17 protein-coding genes are annotated in these 17,212 nt (G+C 32.7%); 10 read left to right on the top strand and 7 right to left on the bottom strand.

Features of this window, described 5'->3' with window-relative positions:
- Positions 1–164 precede the first annotated feature (164 nt).
- Genes HYN86_RS00460 through HYN86_RS00475 form a run of 4 tightly spaced genes read left to right on the top strand, consistent with a single transcriptional unit; the run spans position 165 to position 2,212 of the window.
- The gene (locus HYN86_RS00460) at positions 165–674 is read left to right on the top strand and encodes an RNA polymerase sigma factor (RefSeq protein WP_113676298.1); all 510 of its coding nucleotides are present in this window, start codon (positions 165–167) and stop codon (positions 672–674) included.
- Positions 661–1,125: a hypothetical protein gene (locus HYN86_RS00465; RefSeq protein ID WP_113676299.1), complete on the top strand. Its 465-nt coding sequence runs from the start codon at positions 661–663 to the stop codon at positions 1,123–1,125. Before HYN86_RS00460 ends, HYN86_RS00465 begins: the two co-directional genes overlap by 14 nt.
- 18 nt (positions 1,126–1,143) lie before the next feature.
- Positions 1,144–1,671 (top strand): DUF4252 domain-containing protein, encoded by a 528-nt coding sequence (locus tag HYN86_RS00470; protein ID WP_113676300.1) that lies wholly within the window; start codon positions 1,144–1,146, stop codon positions 1,669–1,671.
- Between the two features lies 1 nt (position 1,672).
- Positions 1,673–2,212 (top strand): DUF4252 domain-containing protein, encoded by a 540-nt coding sequence (locus HYN86_RS00475; protein ID WP_113676301.1) that lies wholly within the window; start codon positions 1,673–1,675, stop codon positions 2,210–2,212.
- 112 nt (positions 2,213–2,324) lie between these two features.
- Here HYN86_RS00475 and HYN86_RS00480 read toward each other — a convergent pair whose 3' ends face one another.
- A complete protein-coding gene (locus HYN86_RS00480; RefSeq protein WP_113676302.1) occupies positions 2,325–3,494 on the bottom strand; it encodes a M57 family metalloprotease in 1,170 nt (389 codons plus the stop codon).
- A 286-nt stretch (positions 3,495–3,780) separates the two neighbouring features.
- Here HYN86_RS00480 and yiaA point away from each other — a divergent pair, with 286 nt between their 5' ends.
- Complete coding sequence (gene yiaA, locus HYN86_RS00485; protein ID WP_113676303.1) at positions 3,781–4,179, top strand: inner membrane protein YiaA; 399 nt, start codon at positions 3,781–3,783, stop codon at positions 4,177–4,179.
- Positions 4,180–4,251: 72 nt separating this feature from the next.
- Here yiaA and carB read toward each other — a convergent pair whose 3' ends face one another.
- Positions 4,252–7,107 carry a carbamoyl-phosphate synthase large subunit gene (gene carB / locus HYN86_RS00490; protein ID WP_113676304.1) on the bottom strand — a complete coding sequence of 952 codons (2,856 nt, stop codon included), beginning with the start codon at positions 7,105–7,107 and terminating at the stop codon, positions 4,252–4,254.
- 148 nt (positions 7,108–7,255) lie between these two features.
- A complete protein-coding gene (gene rpmH, locus HYN86_RS00495) occupies positions 7,256–7,417 on the bottom strand; it encodes a 50S ribosomal protein L34 (protein ID WP_008464848.1) in 162 nt (53 codons plus the stop codon).
- A 167-nt stretch (positions 7,418–7,584) separates the two neighbouring features.
- Here rpmH and HYN86_RS00500 point away from each other — a divergent pair, with 167 nt between their 5' ends.
- On the top strand, positions 7,585–8,100 hold the full coding sequence (locus HYN86_RS00500; RefSeq protein WP_057117767.1) for a hypothetical protein: 516 nt from the start codon (positions 7,585–7,587) through the stop codon (positions 8,098–8,100).
- A gap of 322 nt (positions 8,101–8,422) precedes the next feature.
- Here HYN86_RS00500 and HYN86_RS00505 read toward each other — a convergent pair whose 3' ends face one another.
- Positions 8,423–9,082, bottom strand: coding sequence for an alpha/beta hydrolase family protein (locus tag HYN86_RS00505; RefSeq protein ID WP_113676305.1), 660 nt, complete (start codon positions 9,080–9,082; stop codon positions 8,423–8,425).
- Between the two features lie 294 nt (positions 9,083–9,376).
- Between HYN86_RS00505 and HYN86_RS00510 the strand changes: the two genes are divergently transcribed.
- Positions 9,377–9,679 carry a GNAT family N-acetyltransferase gene (locus HYN86_RS00510; protein ID WP_230406408.1) on the top strand — a complete coding sequence of 101 codons (303 nt, stop codon included), beginning with the start codon at positions 9,377–9,379 and terminating at the stop codon, positions 9,677–9,679.
- Between the two features lie 280 nt (positions 9,680–9,959).
- On the opposite strand, the gene HYN86_RS00515 is transcribed toward HYN86_RS00510, so the two are convergent.
- The 3 genes from HYN86_RS00515 to HYN86_RS00525 all read right to left on the bottom strand — a co-directional run bounded on the left by HYN86_RS00515 (position 9,960) and on the right by HYN86_RS00525 (position 13,449).
- Positions 9,960–11,594: an ABC-F family ATP-binding cassette domain-containing protein gene (locus HYN86_RS00515; protein ID WP_113676306.1), complete on the bottom strand. Its 1,635-nt coding sequence runs from the start codon at positions 11,592–11,594 to the stop codon at positions 9,960–9,962.
- Between the two features lie 264 nt (positions 11,595–11,858).
- Entirely contained in the window at positions 11,859–13,034 is a 1,176-nt protein-coding gene (locus tag HYN86_RS00520; RefSeq protein ID WP_113676307.1) for a GlmU family protein, read from the bottom strand.
- Between the two features lie 160 nt (positions 13,035–13,194).
- Positions 13,195–13,449 carry a type B 50S ribosomal protein L31 gene (locus HYN86_RS00525; protein WP_011921626.1) on the bottom strand — a complete coding sequence of 85 codons (255 nt, stop codon included), beginning with the start codon at positions 13,447–13,449 and terminating at the stop codon, positions 13,195–13,197.
- Between the two features lie 251 nt (positions 13,450–13,700).
- Here HYN86_RS00525 and HYN86_RS00530 point away from each other — a divergent pair, with 251 nt between their 5' ends.
- The 3 genes from HYN86_RS00530 (at position 13,701) to HYN86_RS00540 (ending at position 17,010) form a co-directional block, all read left to right on the top strand.
- A complete protein-coding gene (locus HYN86_RS00530; RefSeq protein ID WP_113676308.1) occupies positions 13,701–14,231 on the top strand; it encodes a DUF4199 domain-containing protein in 531 nt (176 codons plus the stop codon).
- A gap of 9 nt (positions 14,232–14,240) precedes the next feature.
- Positions 14,241–15,197, top strand: coding sequence for a glycosyltransferase family 2 protein (locus tag HYN86_RS00535; RefSeq protein ID WP_113676309.1), 957 nt, complete (start codon positions 14,241–14,243; stop codon positions 15,195–15,197).
- An 85-nt stretch (positions 15,198–15,282) separates the two neighbouring features.
- Positions 15,283–17,010 carry a phospho-sugar mutase gene (locus HYN86_RS00540; protein ID WP_113676310.1) on the top strand — a complete coding sequence of 576 codons (1,728 nt, stop codon included), beginning with the start codon at positions 15,283–15,285 and terminating at the stop codon, positions 17,008–17,010.
- Positions 17,011–17,212 lie beyond the last annotated feature (202 nt).

Raw genomic sequence — 17,212 nt, forward strand, 5'->3', positions numbered from 1 at the left:
ATCATTTGGGTTTCTTAGTGGTATATATGTAAAAGTAGTATCTTTAGTTTTAGCTTCGTCAAAAAAGCAGTATTTTTTTTACGTAAAAAAAATTATTTTTTTTTGTAACAAATCTAAATGTACCTCGTCTTGAATATATAAGCTAACGATTAACCATCAGTTTAATGAACCAAGTTGTATTTATAGAATTAATAAATCCTTTCAAAGACAAAGTTTTTCGTCTGGCAAAAAGATTGCTTACAAGTACTGAAGAAGCCGAAGATGCTACTCAGGAAGTAATGGTGAAATTATGGAACAAGAAAGAAAATCTAGAAAACTATAACAGCGTCGAAGCTTTGGCCATGACAATGACTAAAAATTATTGTCTCGACCAATTAAAATCTAAAAGAGCCGGCAACCTGCAGATTGTTCATAATAATTTTACAGATCGTCAACCTCAATTAGACAAAAAACTAGAAGACGAAAATAGTCTCGAATGGGTTGAAAAAATTATAAATCAGCTTCCAGAACAAATGCAGCTGTTAATTCAGCTTCGGGATGTTGAGGAGTATGAATTTGAGGAAATTGCGAAAATTGTGAATATGAACGAAACCGCAATTCGGGTGGCACTTTCGAGAGCGAGAAAAAAAATTAGAGAATCAATGACAAATACACACCTTTATGGAACTAAATAAAATAGAAGAAATAATTGAAAAATACTTTCAGGGAGAAACAACTATTGCCGAAGAAAAACAATTAAAAGAATATTTTTCTTCACCAAATGTTGCGCAGCATTTGGAGCAGTACAAACCTATGTTTGGCTATTTCTCTCTAGCAAAAGAACAGAAGTCGACGTATGAAATTCCACTACAAACTAAAAAACGAAACGTAGCGTGGTTATCGATTGCAGCCTCAGCTGTTATTATGCTCGGAATTGGTGCCTATTATTTTGCCGGCGAACAAAATACCACTACTAATAAAGTGGCTTCGAAGACAGAATTAGGAACCTATGATAGTCCGGAAGAAGCGCTTAAAGCTACACAAAAAGCTTTGGCTCTATTATCAAACAATGTTAATGTAGGTATTGAAAGTGTACAATACATTAACGAATATGAACAATCAAAAAACAAAATTTTTAAGCAATAATTAAAATCAATCTAAAAAATGAAAAATTTAATCATAACACTAGTTTTCGCATTTGTAACAACGACTTTTTATGCACAAAATGCTTTTGACAAATTTGATGGTCAAGACGATGTAACATCTGTAATTGTAAACAAAAAAATGTTCGATTTAATGAGTAAAGTAAAAGTTGATGCTTCTGACAAAGAAACACAACAATATATTGCTCTAATCAAAAAATTGGATTATCTAAAAGTGTTTACCACAAAAAATCCAAAAATCGAAGCAGATATGAAATCAACAGCTGATAAATACATAAAAACAGCTGGATTAGAAGAATTAATGCGTGTAAATGACAGCGGTAAAAATGTTAGAATAATGGTAAAATCTGGCGCAGCAGACACAAAAATCAAAGAATTATTAATGTTTGTTGATGGAGCAAAGAATGATGAAACTGTTTTATTATCTTTAACTGGTAACTTTGATCTAAACGAAATCTCTGTCTTAACAGATAAAATGCAGCTTCCTGGCGGGACCGACTTAAAGAAAGCTTCTAAAGGTAAAAAATAAAATGAAGACAACTATTTTCACCATAGCACTTATCGCTTTACTAACTTTAGGAAGCTGTAACTCTGAACCAACATTACAAAAGTATTTTGTTGAAAACACAGAAAACAAAGATTTTATAGCATTGGATATTTCGCCCAATATTCTAAATCTTGAAAAAACGAAACTTTCAGCAGAACAAACTGAGGCGGTAAATTCTTTCGAAAAAATGAATATTTTGGCTTTCAAAGCAAATGACAAAAATCAAGCGCAGTTTGAAACAGAAAGAACAAAAGTCAATGCCATTTTAAAAAATCCCAAGTACGAACAACTTATGAAATTTGGATCTGGTAAAGACGGTGCATCTGTAAGCTACGTTGGATCTGAAGACAATATTAAAGAATTTGTTGTATTTGTAAACCGAAAAGAAACTGGCTTTGCAGTAGTTCGTGTTTTAGGTGAAGATATGAATCCTAATAATATTATGACTCTTATGTCTGTCTTGCAAAAATCCAAAATTGACATGGCTCAATTAAAACCATTAGAACAATTGATCAAAAAATAAAAAAAAGGGAATTCTAAAAAAATGAACTGCCCCCAAAAAGTTACACTATTTGGAGGCAGTTCAAAAATTAATTCCCTTTTTTTATTTTACGTTAATACCTACTATTAACGCACTATCTTTTTATAACATAACCTGTAATTATTTGAAAAGGTGCACCCCAATCTTCCGTAGTATATAAGTAATGGTAAATATTTCCTTGCGGCCTAAATTCGTAATGTGTAACACGATAAAGAGGAGTAGTTCCCAGCTGTTGCGTTGAATATAAATAACCTTGAATAACATCATCCGTAGAAGTTTGTACTCTGCTCAACTGATGACCTTGAGAATCTGCATCATAAGATCTATATAACGGTACAGTTCCTTCAACTTGTGTCGAATATAAATAACAAGCCTCTTCTTGTAAAATGCAGTCATTTTTTTCGGGGTTAATTTCACAAGGATCTGAACTATATAAAAACGATTTGTTTTTTCTAAATGTGTACATTTTTTTTGTTCCTAGTCCTACGGGATATAATGTACTAATTGCAACTTTATCATAATAGGTAAAACCGTTCCATGTTTGATTCAATGAAAACATCACAGAATTCATTTCTGAAACTGGAGTGCATGGTATTAAAGCAGCATCTGTATCATTAGTATGCAGCAATCCAAAACAATGACCAAATTCATGTGTCAGTGCATTTATTTTTTTTGATTCTTCTAAATTATTATAATAAGTATTTATAGTTATGCTGTCTCCAGGTAAACCAGAAGGAAGACTGCCGTAAGCAATTGCTGGTATATTTCCACCATCAAACATCGTTATTTTTATACCGTATAGCGGTTGATCTTTTACTACAGTTAAATTTAGATTTGTATTTGCATTGTTCCAGTTCTTTATTGATTCGTTAATGGCGTTTCTCCACTCTAAAGGAACTTCGGGATATATGTAAACTTGTATAGAAGATGCAAATTGCGGGGCTATCAATTTTTTACTTACTCTTTGATTAGCCTTATCTTTAATTTTTAAATCTGTTTTTTTAAGGCGCTGCCTCGCATCCTCCAAAGGCATTAGTATGTCGCCATCAATTACAAAAGCACTTTTACTTGGGCTGTAAATAATCTTTTTTAAGGTTATGCCCAAATCTTCTGAAAGAAAATTACTTAATTGATTAATTTCTAAAACTTCTTCTTCTGTCATTTCCCTTTCTGCAACCTTTACGCAATTATCATCATTGCTGCATCGAATAAAAAGTTGTGATAATAAAAAAATAATCAAAAACATTTTTTTTCCAATTTCCATTCTTTTATATCTATAATTAGTATTAATCCTACAAATATATTAGAAAAGCATCAATAAACTCTATAAAAATAACTTTTTTCTTACATATTAAATGTATTAATTTGCAATGTTAAAAAAAAGCAGCTCGTAGTAAATGAGAAATTTATTCTAGAAAGATTAATGATTCGGAATAGACAGATTATACGTCTTAAATTAATTTTGCTGATAACTAAAATTAATTACATTTACAAAATGAGATTATGATTCACCAAAAAACAAAATTTCAAAATAAACAAACCTAATTAATATGATACAAAAAACATCAAATGCCTTTATAGCGGCATCATGGGTTGCTCTGGGAGCTGGAACAATTGGATTTATAGTTGGACTTGCCAGAGCAGAAATGCTGTTAAACGAAAAAGGTTATTACTTTACCGTTTTAATGTTCGGACTTTTTGCGGTAGTTTCTCTTCAAAAAAGTGTTAGAGATAGACTTGAAAAACTTCCTGTAACCGATATGTATTACGGAATCTGCTGGTTTGGAACTCTTTTGTCTATTGTACTTTTAGTTGTAGGATTGTGGAATGCAACTATTTTACCAAGCGAAAAAGGTTTCTATGCATTTGCCTTTTTATTAGCTTTATTTGGTGCTATTTCTGTGCAAAAAAATACAAGAGACAATATGACTTTTGGTCAAAGTGAATAAATTTAGAATTCAATATAAGCAAAAAAGCTCCAATTTTCATTGGAGCTTTCTTTTTTATATCAGAATCTGAGATTATTTGCTCAAATACATTTTTCTTCTAGAGTACAATTCGTAGAATTGATCGTCTTTTAAGTCATCAATAAACAAGATGCTTTCTCCTGTTGATTTCATTTCTGGTCCTAGCGCTTTGTTTACGTTCGGGAACTTGCTGAAAGAGAAAACCGGCTGTTTGATTGCATATCCTTTTAATTGCGGGTTAAAATCAAAGTCAGTTACTTTATTGTGACCTAACATCACTTTTGTAGCGTAGTTTACATAAGGTTCTCCGTAAGCTTTTGCAATAAACGGAACAGTTCTAGAAGCTCTTGGATTTGCTTCGATAATGTAAACCGTATCATCTTTAATCGCAAATTGAATATTGATTAAACCAACTGTTTTTAAAGCTCTTGCAATTTTATGAGTATGATCTTTAATCTGCTGCATTACAAATTCTCCTAAGTTAAAAGGAGGTAATGTTGCGTTACTATCTCCAGAGTGAACTCCACAAGGCTCAATGTGCTCCATAATACCAATGATGTAGACATTTCCATCAGCATCACAAATGGCATCAGCTTCAGCTTCAATCGCTCCAGCTAAATAGTGATCCAAAAGTAATTTGTTTCCTGGAATTGTTTTCAACAAATCGATAACGTGTTCTTCAAGTTCTTTTTTGTTGATTACAATTTTCATTCCCTGACCTCCTAGTACATAAGAAGGACGAATTAAAAGTGGGAAATCTAAACTATCAGCTAAAGTCGAAGCTTCGTCTGCAGTTTCAGCTATTCCAAATCTTGGGAAAGGAATATTTAATTCAGTCAGTAAATCTGAGAAACGACCTCTATCTTCAGCTAAATCAAGCGCATCAAAACTAGTTCCGATGATTTTCACACCATATTTAGATAATTTGTCTGCTAATTTTAAAGCTGTTTGTCCACCAAGCTGCACAATTACACCTTCTGGTTTTTCGTGCTGGATAATATCATAAATATGTTCCCAAAAAACTGGCTCGAAGTATAATTTATCAGCTGTATCAAAATCTGTAGAAACCGTTTCAGGATTACAGTTAATCATGATTGTTTCGTAACCGCATTCTTTTGCTGCTAAAACTCCGTGTACACAAGAATAATCAAACTCAATTCCCTGACCAATTCTATTTGGTCCAGAACCTAGAACGATAACTTTCTTTTTATCTGTAACAATACTTTCGTTATCTACATAGCGTTCTCCGTTTGCCTTTTCTATTTCAGCTTCAAAAGTTGAATAGTAATAAGGAGTAAGCGCTTTAAACTCAGCGGCACAAGTATCAACCAGTTTAAACACACGGTTAATATTTTGCTCCATACGTAAAGAATGTACCTCACTTTCCAGACAGTTCATCATGTGAGCAATTTGTCTATCAGCAAAACCCTTTTGTTTCGCTTCAAGCAATAATTCTTTAGGAAGATTAGAAACTTTATAATTTGAAATTTCTTTCTCTAAAACATAAAGCTCTTCGTATTGTTTTAAGAACCACATATCGATTCTTGTAATTTCGTGAATACGACTCAACGGAATTCCCATTGCGATTGCATCATAAATTACAAAAACTCTGTCCCAGCTTGCGTAAGTAAGTTTTTCGATAATCTGCTCGTAATCTTTATAACCTTTTCCGTCAGCTCCTAACCCATTTCTTTTAATTTCTAAAGATTGAGTCGCTTTGTGAAGTGCTTCTTGGAAAGAACGCCCGATTCCCATAACCTCACCTACAGATTTCATCTGAAGACCTAAAGTTCTGTCAGATCCTTCAAATTTATCAAAGTTCCAACGTGGTATTTTCACGATTACATAATCTAAAGTTGGTTCAAAAAGAGCCGAAGTCGATTTTGTAATTTGATTTTGTAATTCATCTAAGTTGTATCCTAAAGCGAGTTTAGAAGCAATTTTAGCAATTGGGTAACCCGTTGCTTTTGATGCTAATGCAGAAGAACGAGACACACGAGGGTTAATTTCGATCGCTACGATATCTTCTTTTTCGTCTGGCGAAACTGCGAATTGTACGTTACATCCTCCAGCAAAGTTTCCAATACTTCTCATCATCAAGATTGCGTAATCTCTCAGTTTTTGGAAAGTTGTATCCGATAAAGTCATTGCAGGCGCAACTGTAATCGAATCTCCAGTATGGATTCCCATTGGGTCCATATTTTCGATTGAACAGATAATTACAACATTATCGTTTTTATCTCTTAAAAGTTCTAATTCGTATTCTTTCCATCCCATTAAAGCTTTATCAATTAAAACTTCGTGAATTGGAGAAGCTTCAAGACCTCTTGTTAAAAGCTCATCAAAATCTTCTTTTTTGTAAACTACTGCAGCTCCTGTTCCTCCAAGTGTAAACGAAGGACGAATTACAAGCGGAAAACCAAATTCTTGAGCAATTTCTTTTCCTTCTAAATATGAAGTAGCTGTTTTTGCAGGTGCAGTTGGTACATTGATTTTTTCTAAAAGCTGTTTAAACTGCTCTCTGTCTTCTGTAATATTAATTGCGTTTACATCAACTCCAATTAATCTTACTCCGAAATCCTGCCAGATTCCTTTTTCTTCAGCTTCCAAACACAAGTTCAAAGCCGTTTGTCCTCCCATTGTAGGTAAAACAGCATCAATTTGTGGATGTTCCTTAAGAATTTCAATAATCGATTTTGTCGTTAATGGTTTCAAATAAATATGATCGGCCATAGATGGGTCGGTCATAATCGTCGCTGGATTTGAGTTAATCAAGATAACTTCAATTCCTTCTTCACGAATAGAACGTGCAGATTGAGAACCTGCATAGTCGAATTCGCAAGCTTGACCAATAACAATAGGTCCCGAACCTATTATTAAAACGGATTTAATTGATGTGTCTTTAGGCATTTTGTATGTATTGTGTAGTTATATAAAGTACTTCTAAAAAACATTCGTAGTCGATTCTAAACTAGAATGTTGCAAAAATTTTTACCGACAAGGTATAAAAAAAGGCGATACTAAAAAAGTAATCGCCTTATGTATGTTTATACAAACATTATTTTTTGTGTCTAGGTTCGCTAGAAACAGTTAATTTATGTCTTCCTTTTGCTCTTCTACGCGCTAGAACTTTTCTTCCATTCGCAGAAGCCATTCTGTCCATAAATCCGTGCTTATTTCTTCTTTTTCTTTTCGATGGTTGAAATGTTCTTTTGCTCATTGTTTTGTATCTTTAAAATGGTATCTAATATCTCTTTTTCTAGTTTTCGATATCGTTGCTCAAAAACCGAGTGCAAATATACAAAGACTTTTTTTTCTGGCAAGTAGTTTTATAAAAATATTTTTAATTCCTTTTACTATCTTTGCAATCACAAATTTACATTAATTATGTTTCACAAAAATATTAAACTTATTTTGGCCGGACTTCTTGTTGTAGCTGGCATTTGGCAATTTACAGAAAGTAATATCGGAAATGGTATTTTCCTTATTTTACTAACTGCGATTCCAATTTTTCTTTATTTTAAAAACGAATTTATCCTTTTAGCTTTCCTAAAATTAAGAAAACAAGACTTTGAAGGTGCTAAAAAATGGTTATCATATATTAAAAATCCAGAAGGGGCATTAGTAAGAAAGCAGCAAGGATACTTAAATTATTTACAAGGAATCATGTTGTCTCAAACCAATATCAACCAAGCAGAGAAACATTTCAAAAAAGCTATCGAACTTGGACTATCAATGGATATGGATTTAGCTGTAGCTAAATTGAACCTTGCAGGAGTTGCAATGTCACGCAGAAGAAAACTTGAAGCGACTAATTTATTAAACGAAGCTAAAAAATTAGACAAACAAGGAATGCTGAAAGAGCAAATTTCTATGATGAAAGAACAAATGAAGAAAATCTAAATTTCTTTAAATTTCAATATTTTAAATCCCAAATTCCAATTTAGTGGTGTTTGGGATTTTTTTATTGCTTAAAACATATAGTTTGTCATTTCGATCCCGAGGCTTCGGGACAGAAATCTCCGCAAGAAACTCGACAAAGATTATCGATTCTCTTTGAGGAGCTACTTGCGGAGATTTCTCCCTTCGGTCGAAATGACAATATACCGCAAATAGCTTATAATTTATCTTTCTCAAAGTTTTAAACTTTGACAAAGCCTAAAAACTCGAAACATCAAACTTTGAATTTGGAATTTGGAATTTTAAAAATTGGAATTTTAAAACTTTACTCCTCCAATATAATAGAAGGCAAATTCTCATTCAACCATTTATATTTATTAAGAATCATAATATGGGTTCCGCCTTTTACAATAATACACTTATTGATATATTTTATTGGAAAAACCTCGTCTTGATCTCCGTGAATGTGAACTACATTTTCATCAATTTGATTTCTATCCCAGCGAATCACACTTTCTACAGCCCATTGCAGATAACCCAAATCACGTACAGATAAAAACTTCTCATAGAGTTTAATTCTCTTATTGACTTTTTCGCCAAAAGAAAATTTAGCCAGTTTCTCTATGTTTAAAATCAACTGCATCGGAATTAGTTTATAGGCTTTCGTGGTTTTCCCTATTTTCATTCTTCTAGGAAATTCAACATTGCTTCTCACACTCGATATAATAATAACTTTTCGCGTTTTTATATGTTTCGAAATCTCCTGAACTAAAATCCCGCCAAAGGAAACTCCAATTAAAACAGGATTTGCATGTTTTATCTTTTCACTAATGCGAAGCGCATAATCCGAAAGTGATTCTTTAGGTTTGGGAATCTCCCATTCTAAAAGAAACATTTCAAAAACATCTTCATCTAATTTTACTCTTTCAAAAATAGACGAACTCGCTGCCAGACCCGGCATAAAATAAACTGGAATTTTACTCATGCTATTAAAATGAAATTATCATTAAGACATTTATTTTAAAAAAAAATAAAGTTACTTTTTTTAATATCATCTTAATCAAATTTCGCTCCATATTATTACTTCAATCCAAAAAAATAAACACAGAAACAATTGCTTAATCTTGAGCTGTTCAAAAAATAATTTAATATTGAAAATCAAATGATTACCTTTGTATTTGAAATATTTTTTGATCTTAAAATCTTATAAAGAATTTTCTTTCAATAGTATTTCAAGTCCCAAATTCAATTTATAAACATAACCTAAAAGAAAATTACTATGGAAACTTTTGTAACTATGGAAATAAAAGACAACACTTTTGCGCGCCAATTTGAAACTGTCGTACCTGAAGGAATGCTGGCAGTTGAATATTCATTTCAAGAAAAAAAAATCTTCTTAACCAAAATTAACACCCCAGATTCTTATCAAAACGAAGAAGCTATCAATGCTTTACTTAAAAACATTTTAGAATTAAGCTCTGAAAAAAATTATAGAGTTGTTCCAATTCACCCAAAGATTGTTTCTTTTTTCAAAAAAAACCCTAGATATAAAGAATTACTTCCTCCTGGAATTAGAATCTAAAAACATCCAATAATTCGGAGCCGCAATCCTCCATTAAATAAAGAGCATAACTTAACCAGTTATAAGCCCTCTGCCCCGCCATTTCTTAAAATTAACGTAGCCATTCCTAAAAAAACAGCTGACAGCTAGTAAGCATAATGGATTAAAGTTCCCAAAATCGACGTAGATTACTCAGATAGCACAAACAATTTTCTAAGGAAACTTTAAAAAAATTCAATTACACCAAAAACAAAAAAAGCACAAGATAAATCTTGTGCTTTTTCATATAATATATTTTTTTTTATTTTTCAATCTCTCTCATAGAGTCCATTTTCTTATGAGCAAGGAAACCTGCAACATCCTCAAAGTGCTCTTTAACTCTTTTGTTTCCGAACTCAAAAACTTTAGTTGCTAAACCGTCAAGGAAATCACGGTCGTGTGACACCAAGATTAAAGTTCCGTCGAAATCACGAAGTGCATCTTTAATAATGTCTTTTGTTTTCATATCCAAGTGATTCGAAGGCTCATCCAGAATCAATAAGTTTACTGGTTCTAACAATAATTTTATCATTGCCAAACGTGTTTTTTCTCCTCCAGAAAGAACTTTTACTTTTTTGGTAATATCATCACCTTGGAACATAAAAGCACCTAAAATATTTTTAATTTGTGTCCTAATATCACCAACAGCAATATTGTCAATAGTTTCAAAAATGGTAGCATTTTCATCTAATAAAGCCGCTTGATTTTGTGCAAAATAACCAATTTGAGAATTATGACCAATTTCAACGCTTCCTTCATCAATACCAATTTCTTTCATAATTGCCTTGATCATGGTCGACTTTCCTTCTCCATTTTTTCCAACAAATGCCACTTTTTGCCCTCTTTCAATCACAATATTAGCATCTTTAAAAACAACATGGTCACCGTAAGATTTAGACAAATCTTTTACCACAACAGGATATTGTCCAGAACGTGCTGCCGGCGGGAATTTTAATTTTAATGCTGATGTATCTACTTCATCTACCTGAACGATAACGAGTTTTTCTAACATTTTAACACGAGACTGCACAGCATCTGTTTTAGAAAAAGTTCCTTTAAAACGATCAATAAAAGCTCTGTTATCTGCAATCATTTTTTGTTGTTCGTCGTAAGCTTTCTGCTGATGAATACGACGGTCTTTTCTCAATTCTAAATAATGGGTATATTTTGCTTTGTAATCGTAGATTCTTCCCATTGTAACCTCAATAGTACGATTTGTAATATTATCTACAAACGCTCTATCGTGCGAGATTACCACAACGGCTTTAGCTTGATTCAATAGGAAATCTTCTAACCATTGAATACTTTCGATATCCATGTGGTTCGTTGGCTCATCCAATAAAATCAAATCTGGTTTTCTCAATAAGATCTTAGCCAGTTCGATACGCATTCTCCATCCTCCAGAAAACTCAGAAGTTTGTCTTGTAAAATCTTCACGTTCGAAACCTAAACCTACTAATATTTTTTCAACTTCAGCTTCGTAGTTTACCTCTTCAATAGCATAAAATTTTTCGCTTAAGTCAGAAACTCGTTCGATCAATTTCATGTATTCGTCACTTTCATAATCCGTACGAACCGTTAACTGCTCATTGATTTCGTCAATTTCCGATTTCATTTTAAAAATCTCGCTGAATGCTTTTGACGCTTCTTCCATAACAGTCGCGCCGTCTTGCGTAAGCAAGTGCTGCGGTAAATAAGCAACTACAGCCTCTTTAGGAGCAGAAACACTTCCGGTAGAAGGTTTGTTTACACCAGCAATTATTTTTAAAAGTGTTGATTTTCCCGCACCATTTTTACCCATAAGGGCAATTTTATCATTTTCATTTATAGCAAAAGAAACATCGCTAAAAAGTGTAGTTCCACCAAACTGAACCGAAATATCGTTAACTGTAATCATTTAGATTTTTAGATTTTAGACTGCTTAGATTTTTAGATTTCTACGCAAGTATTTTTTTGAAAGCGCAAAGATAGATTTTAATTGGATAATGTACCAATTAGGGAATTAGAAAATGTGACGATTTGATAATTAGATCATTTGTTTAATTTGAAAATGTATCATTTTTAAAATTCCACAACAAAACAAAACCCGACTGGTTTTAAAAACCTGTCGGGTTAAAAAAATTATCTAATTCTCAAATTGTCACATTTTCTAATTATCTAATTAGTCCTTTCTCCATTTTTTTGTTTCCTCAAAAACGTGTTCTAAAATTGCTTGTTCCGTTTCATCAAAATCAATATTTCGTCTTGAAAGAACCAATCTTGCCGTTTCAAAAGCTTTTTTCGTTACATAAGTTGTAAAACCTGCTGCACCGCCCCAAGAGAAACTCGGAACAAAATTACGCGGGAAACCAGATCCAAAAATATTGGCGCTTACTCCAACAACAGTTCCAGTATTAAACATTGTATTGATACCGCATTTACTGTGATCTCCCATCATTAAACCGCAAAACTGAAGTCCGGTTTTTGCAAAACCTTCTGTTTCATAACTCCAAAGTTTTACTTCTTCGTAGTTATTTTTCAGGTTTGAATTATTAGAATCGGCTCCGATATTACACCATTCGCCTAAGACAGAATCTCCTAAAAATCCTTCATGTCCTTTATTTGAATTTGCAAAAAGAACAGAGTTCTTAACCTCTCCTCCAATTCTAGATCCTGGCCCTACAGTTGTCGCCCCGTAAACTTTGGCAGACATTTTTACCATTGCATTTTCGCACAAAGCAAAAGGTCCGCGAATTACAGTCCCTTCCATAATCTCCGAATTCGCACCTATATATATAGGACCATTTGAAGCATTTAAAGTTACGAACTCTAATTTAGCGCCTTCTTCTATAAATATATTTTCAGGAGCAATTACATTAACGCTTTTTGGAATTGGCTGCGATTTTCGATCTTCTGTCAAATAATCAAAATCTTGACGGATAGCTACATCATTTTTAGAAAAAATATCCCAAGTATGCTCTATAGTAATACAATCATCATTGTACTGGATAATTTCGTACGAATCAAAATCAACTTCTTCTTGGTTTTCGGTTGCGAAGAATGCAATTACATCTTCTCCTTTAAAAATTGCCTGATTTTCGGTTAAGTCAGAAATCATCTCTACAAGTGTATCATTTGGCAAATACGCTGCATTGATCATTACATTTTCTTCCATTTCAACCATTGGAAATTTCTCTGACAAGTATTCTTCGGTAATAGTGGTAATTGTTGAACCGAGACGTTTTTCCCATTTTTGACGAATGGTCATTATTCCGACCAAAATATCAGCCACAGGCCTCGTAAAGGTAAAAGGTAATAAAGCATTCCGAACGGGTCCGTCGAAAAGAATGTAGTTCATAAATAATTGAGTGTTTGTTAAAATATTGATTTGGTTACCTTACACAAAGTTACAAATATTTTACTGGTTTACTAAAAAACAACTTTAACGAAAAGTGATATTTAACGCATAAAAAAAGCCTTCCAGATCTGGAAGGCTTTTGTATAATTTTAAACAGCTATTATTTTTTAGCGTGTTTAGCGTATTTAGTTTTGAATTTATCAATACGTCCTGCAGTATCGATAAGTTTAGATTTACCAGTATAAAAAGGGTGAGATGTTCTAGAAATCTCCATTTTTACAACTGGATACTCAACTCCGTCAACTTCAATTGTTTCTTTTGTATCTGCAGTAGATTTAGTGATAAAAACGTCATCATTTGACATGTCTTTAAATGCAACTAATCTGTAATTTTCTGGGTGAATTCCTTTTTTCATCTTTATCTTTTTATTTATTGTTTGGAGTATTTTTATTTTGAAGCTTTTTCATGGTTAGAAAAAGGTGTAAACAAATGATACTCTTTTTGTTTAAAAACTTTTAATTATTTTTGAGTGTGCAAATTTACAATTCTTTTTTAATAAACAAATACTTAACTCACTTTTTTTTAGTTTATTTCGAAAAGCTTTTTTTATCTCCGATTATAGTCGGAATTACTATATTTGTGGATTAATTTTAAAACATATACATTATGATTAATGAAGTTATAAAAAAGAATGGTATTACGTACGGTGTAATGATTGGTATTGCATCAGCTTTGGTTACTGCTACAATATATGCTGTTGATTTAAACCTGTTTACAGCTTGGTGGATGGGTATAATAGGAATAGTAATAAGTCTTACAATAAGCATTATTTTACTTTCTAAAACTAAGAAAGAATTAAAAGGTGTTTTTAGTTTCAAAGATGCTTTTACCACTTATTTTATAGCTGCAGTAATCGGTATTTTAATTTCTACTACTTTCAACATTATTTTATTCAATGTTATTGACCCAGGAGCCAAAGATACTTTGAGCGAAATTATGATCAAATATACTGTAAATATGATGCAGAAATTTGGTACACCTGCATCTGCCATTAATGAAGCAGTTGCTAAAATGAAAGAAAGCAGCCCATACTCTACTATTGAACTATTAAAAGGATCTGTTTTTGCAATTGTGATCAGTGCAATTTTCGGATTAATTTTCGCTGCATTTTTTAAAAGCAAATCTACACAAGAATAAAAATTATAAATGAATTTATCTATACTTATACCGCTTCTAAACGAGGAGGAATCACTTAAAGAACTCTATACTTGGATCATTAAAGTGATGCAATCTAACAATTACTCTTATGAAATCATTTTTGTAGATGATGGAAGTACAGATAATTCTTGGCAGATTATAGAAGGTTTTTCCAATGAAAATCCGAATGTAAAAGGCATTCGTTTCATGAAAAACTTTGGAAAATCGCAGGCTTTACATGCTGGTTTTGCTAAAGCAAAAGGCGACGTTATTATTACAATGGATGCCGACCTGCAAGACAGTCCAGATGAAATTCCTGAATTGTACGAAATGATTACAGCTCAGAAATATGATTTGGTTTCTGGCTGGAAAAAGAAGCGCTACGATTCTGTTGTGGCAAAAAATCTTCCTTCGAAATTGTTTAACTGGGCAGCCAGAAAAACATCTGGTGTTGAGTTAAACGATTTTAACTGCGGATTAAAAGCTTATAAAAACGTTGTTGTCAAAAACATAGAAGTTTCTGGCGAAATGCACCGTTATATTCCTGTATTGGCAAAAAATGCCGGTTTCGGAAAAATTGGCGAAAAAGTAGTTATCCATCAAGCTAGAAAATATGGTGAAACTAAATTTGGAATGGAACGTTTTATAAACGGTTTTCTCGATTTAATCACTATTTGGTTTTTGTCACGTTTTGGAAAAAGACCTATGCACTTATTTGGCGCAATGGGCTCGATAATGTTTATCATCGGATTTTTATCTGCAGGATATATTGGTGTTTCAAAACTATACCATATGTATAATGGAATGAGATATACCCTTGTTACCAATAATCCTTGGTTTTACATTGCATTAACAACAATGATTTTGGGAACTCAGCTTTTCTTAGCTGGATTTTTAGGTGAAATTATCTTAAGAACCAAAAACAATGAGGAAAGATATAAGGTATCACGTGAAGTGAATTTTTGATACAAATCAGGAAAAAAAAATCTTTTTGAGTCAAAATAATTTTTGAAGAAAAACTACCTTTATTAAAACATAAAATAAAACTTACATGAATATAGCACCTAATATTTTAAATGCTGTAAATGAATGGCTGACACCAACATTCGATCAAGAAACACAAGCTGCTGTAAAAGAATTAATGACTACCTCACCAAAAGATCTTGAAGAAAGCTTCTACAAGAATCTTGAATTTGGAACTGGAGGAATGAGAGGTGTTATGGGCGTTGGAAACAACCGAATCAACAAATATACACTTGGAAAAAATACTCAGGGATTATCTGATTATTTACATAAAGTTTTTCCAAACGAGCCATTAAAAGTGGTTATCGCTTACGACTGTCGTCATAATAGTAACACTTTAGCAAAAGTAGTTGCAGATGTTTTTTCTGCAAACGGAATTCAGGTTTATCTGTTTTCTGACCTAAGACCAACTCCTGAATTATCTTTTGCGCTTAAACACTTAGGCTGTCAATGCGGAATTGTTCTTACAGCTTCTCATAATCCGCCAGAATATAACGGATATAAAGTGTACTGGCAGGACGGCGGACAAATTGTCCCTCCTCAAGACGGCGAAATTATTCAAGTAATTGAAAGCTTAGACTACGACAAAATTAAATTTAATGCTAACGAAAGCTTAATTCAGTACATCGATACAGAAATTGACAAAGCATTTGTAAAATCATCTATAGAAAACGCGAGTTTCAACACTCCCGCAGAAGCTAAAGACAATCTTCATATCGTATTTACTTCATTGCACGGAACTTCTATAAAATCTATTCCTGATACATTATCTCAGGCTGGTTACAAAAATGTTCACATTGTTCCTGAACAGGCTGTTCCAGACGGAGATTTCCCAACGGTAAAATCTCCAAATCCCGAAGAACCCGAAGCTTTAACAATGGCTTTGGCTTTGGCAGATAAAACAAATTCGGATATTGTTGTAGGTACAGACCCAGATTGTGACCGTTTAGGTGTTGCTGTTAGAAATAATGATGGCAAAATGATTTTACTTAACGGAAACCAAACTATGGTTTTAATGACTTCTTTCCTTTTAAAACAATGGAAAAAAGCAGGTAAAATCAACGGTAAACAATTTGTAGGTTCAACTATTGTTTCTACTCCAATGATGATGGAATTGGCAACAAGTTATGGCGTTGAATGCAAAGTTGGTTTAACAGGATTTAAGTGGATCGCAAAAATGATCGTAGATTTTCCTGAACTTGAATTTATCGGTGGCGGTGAAGAAAGTTTTGGTTTTATGGTTGGAGACGCTGTTCGAGATAAAGATGCTGTTGCGGCTACATTATTAATATGCGAAGTTGCGGCGCAGGCTAAAGCCGCAGGAAGTTCTGTTTACAAAGAGCTTTTACAACTTTATGTTGAAAATGGATTCTACAAAGAATATTTAGTTTCATTGACTAAAAAAGGAATGGAAGGTTTACAGGAAATCAATCAAATGATGATTGATCTACGTCAAAATCCTTTGAAAGAAATTAATGGCCAGCGTGTGATTATGGTTGAAGATTACCAATCGTCTACCGCATTGAATTTATTGACGAATGAAGAATCTCCAATGGACATTCCGAAATCAAATGTATTGATTTACTACACAGAAGATGGATCAAAAATCTGTGCAAGACCAAGCGGAACAGAACCAAAAATCAAATTCTATATCAGCGTTAATGCCGAATTAGAATCTGTTCAAGATTTTGATGAAGCAGAAAAATTCTTAGACCAAAAAATACAGAATATCATTGCAGATATGCAATTGAAATAATAGAATAAAAACTCTTTACCTGCTTTAATTTTGTACACAAAATTGATAAAGGTTAATATTTAGAACTCTGATTTACATTTAAACAAATGCAAATCGGAGTTTTTTTTAATAAAAAAAAGCTAAAAAAAGTTAAAACCAAACCAATTGGATTATTTTTGTGCTGTGAAAAACATCCAGTACAAAATCAATTATTCAATGCTGG

The sequence above is a fragment of the Flavobacterium fluviale genome, from assembly GCF_003312915.1.
Classification (GTDB): Bacteria; Bacteroidota; Bacteroidia; order Flavobacteriales; family Flavobacteriaceae; genus Flavobacterium; species Flavobacterium fluviale.

Coding starts and splice junctions, on each gene's coding strand:
- rpmH (WP_008464848.1), bottom strand. CDS start 7,417: ATGAGCAAAAGAACATTTCAACCATCGAAAAGAAAAAGAAGAAATAAG.
- HYN86_RS00465 (WP_113676299.1), top strand. CDS start 661: ATGGAACTAAATAAAATAGAAGAAATAATTGAAAAATACTTTCAGGGA.
- HYN86_RS00520 (WP_113676307.1), bottom strand. CDS start 13,034: ATGAACTACATTCTTTTCGACGGACCCGTTCGGAATGCTTTATTACCT.
- HYN86_RS00510 (WP_230406408.1), top strand. CDS start 9,377: ATGGAAACTTTTGTAACTATGGAAATAAAAGACAACACTTTTGCGCGC.
- HYN86_RS00505 (WP_113676305.1), bottom strand. CDS start 9,082: ATGAGTAAAATTCCAGTTTATTTTATGCCGGGTCTGGCAGCGAGTTCG.
- HYN86_RS00475 (WP_113676301.1), top strand. CDS start 1,673: ATGAAGACAACTATTTTCACCATAGCACTTATCGCTTTACTAACTTTA.
- HYN86_RS00540 (WP_113676310.1), top strand. CDS start 15,283: ATGAATATAGCACCTAATATTTTAAATGCTGTAAATGAATGGCTGACA.
- HYN86_RS00530 (WP_113676308.1), top strand. CDS start 13,701: ATGATTAATGAAGTTATAAAAAAGAATGGTATTACGTACGGTGTAATG.
- HYN86_RS00515 (WP_113676306.1), bottom strand. CDS start 11,594: ATGATTACAGTTAACGATATTTCGGTTCAGTTTGGTGGAACTACACTT.
- HYN86_RS00460 (WP_113676298.1), top strand. CDS start 165: ATGAACCAAGTTGTATTTATAGAATTAATAAATCCTTTCAAAGACAAA.
- yiaA (WP_113676303.1), top strand. CDS start 3,781: ATGATACAAAAAACATCAAATGCCTTTATAGCGGCATCATGGGTTGCT.
- HYN86_RS00500 (WP_057117767.1), top strand. CDS start 7,585: ATGTTTCACAAAAATATTAAACTTATTTTGGCCGGACTTCTTGTTGTA.
- carB (WP_113676304.1), bottom strand. CDS start 7,107: ATGCCTAAAGACACATCAATTAAATCCGTTTTAATAATAGGTTCGGGA.
- HYN86_RS00525 (WP_011921626.1), bottom strand. CDS start 13,449: ATGAAAAAAGGAATTCACCCAGAAAATTACAGATTAGTTGCATTTAAA.
- HYN86_RS00480 (WP_113676302.1), bottom strand. CDS start 3,494: ATGGAAATTGGAAAAAAAATGTTTTTGATTATTTTTTTATTATCACAA.
- HYN86_RS00535 (WP_113676309.1), top strand. CDS start 14,241: ATGAATTTATCTATACTTATACCGCTTCTAAACGAGGAGGAATCACTT.
- HYN86_RS00470 (WP_113676300.1), top strand. CDS start 1,144: ATGAAAAATTTAATCATAACACTAGTTTTCGCATTTGTAACAACGACT.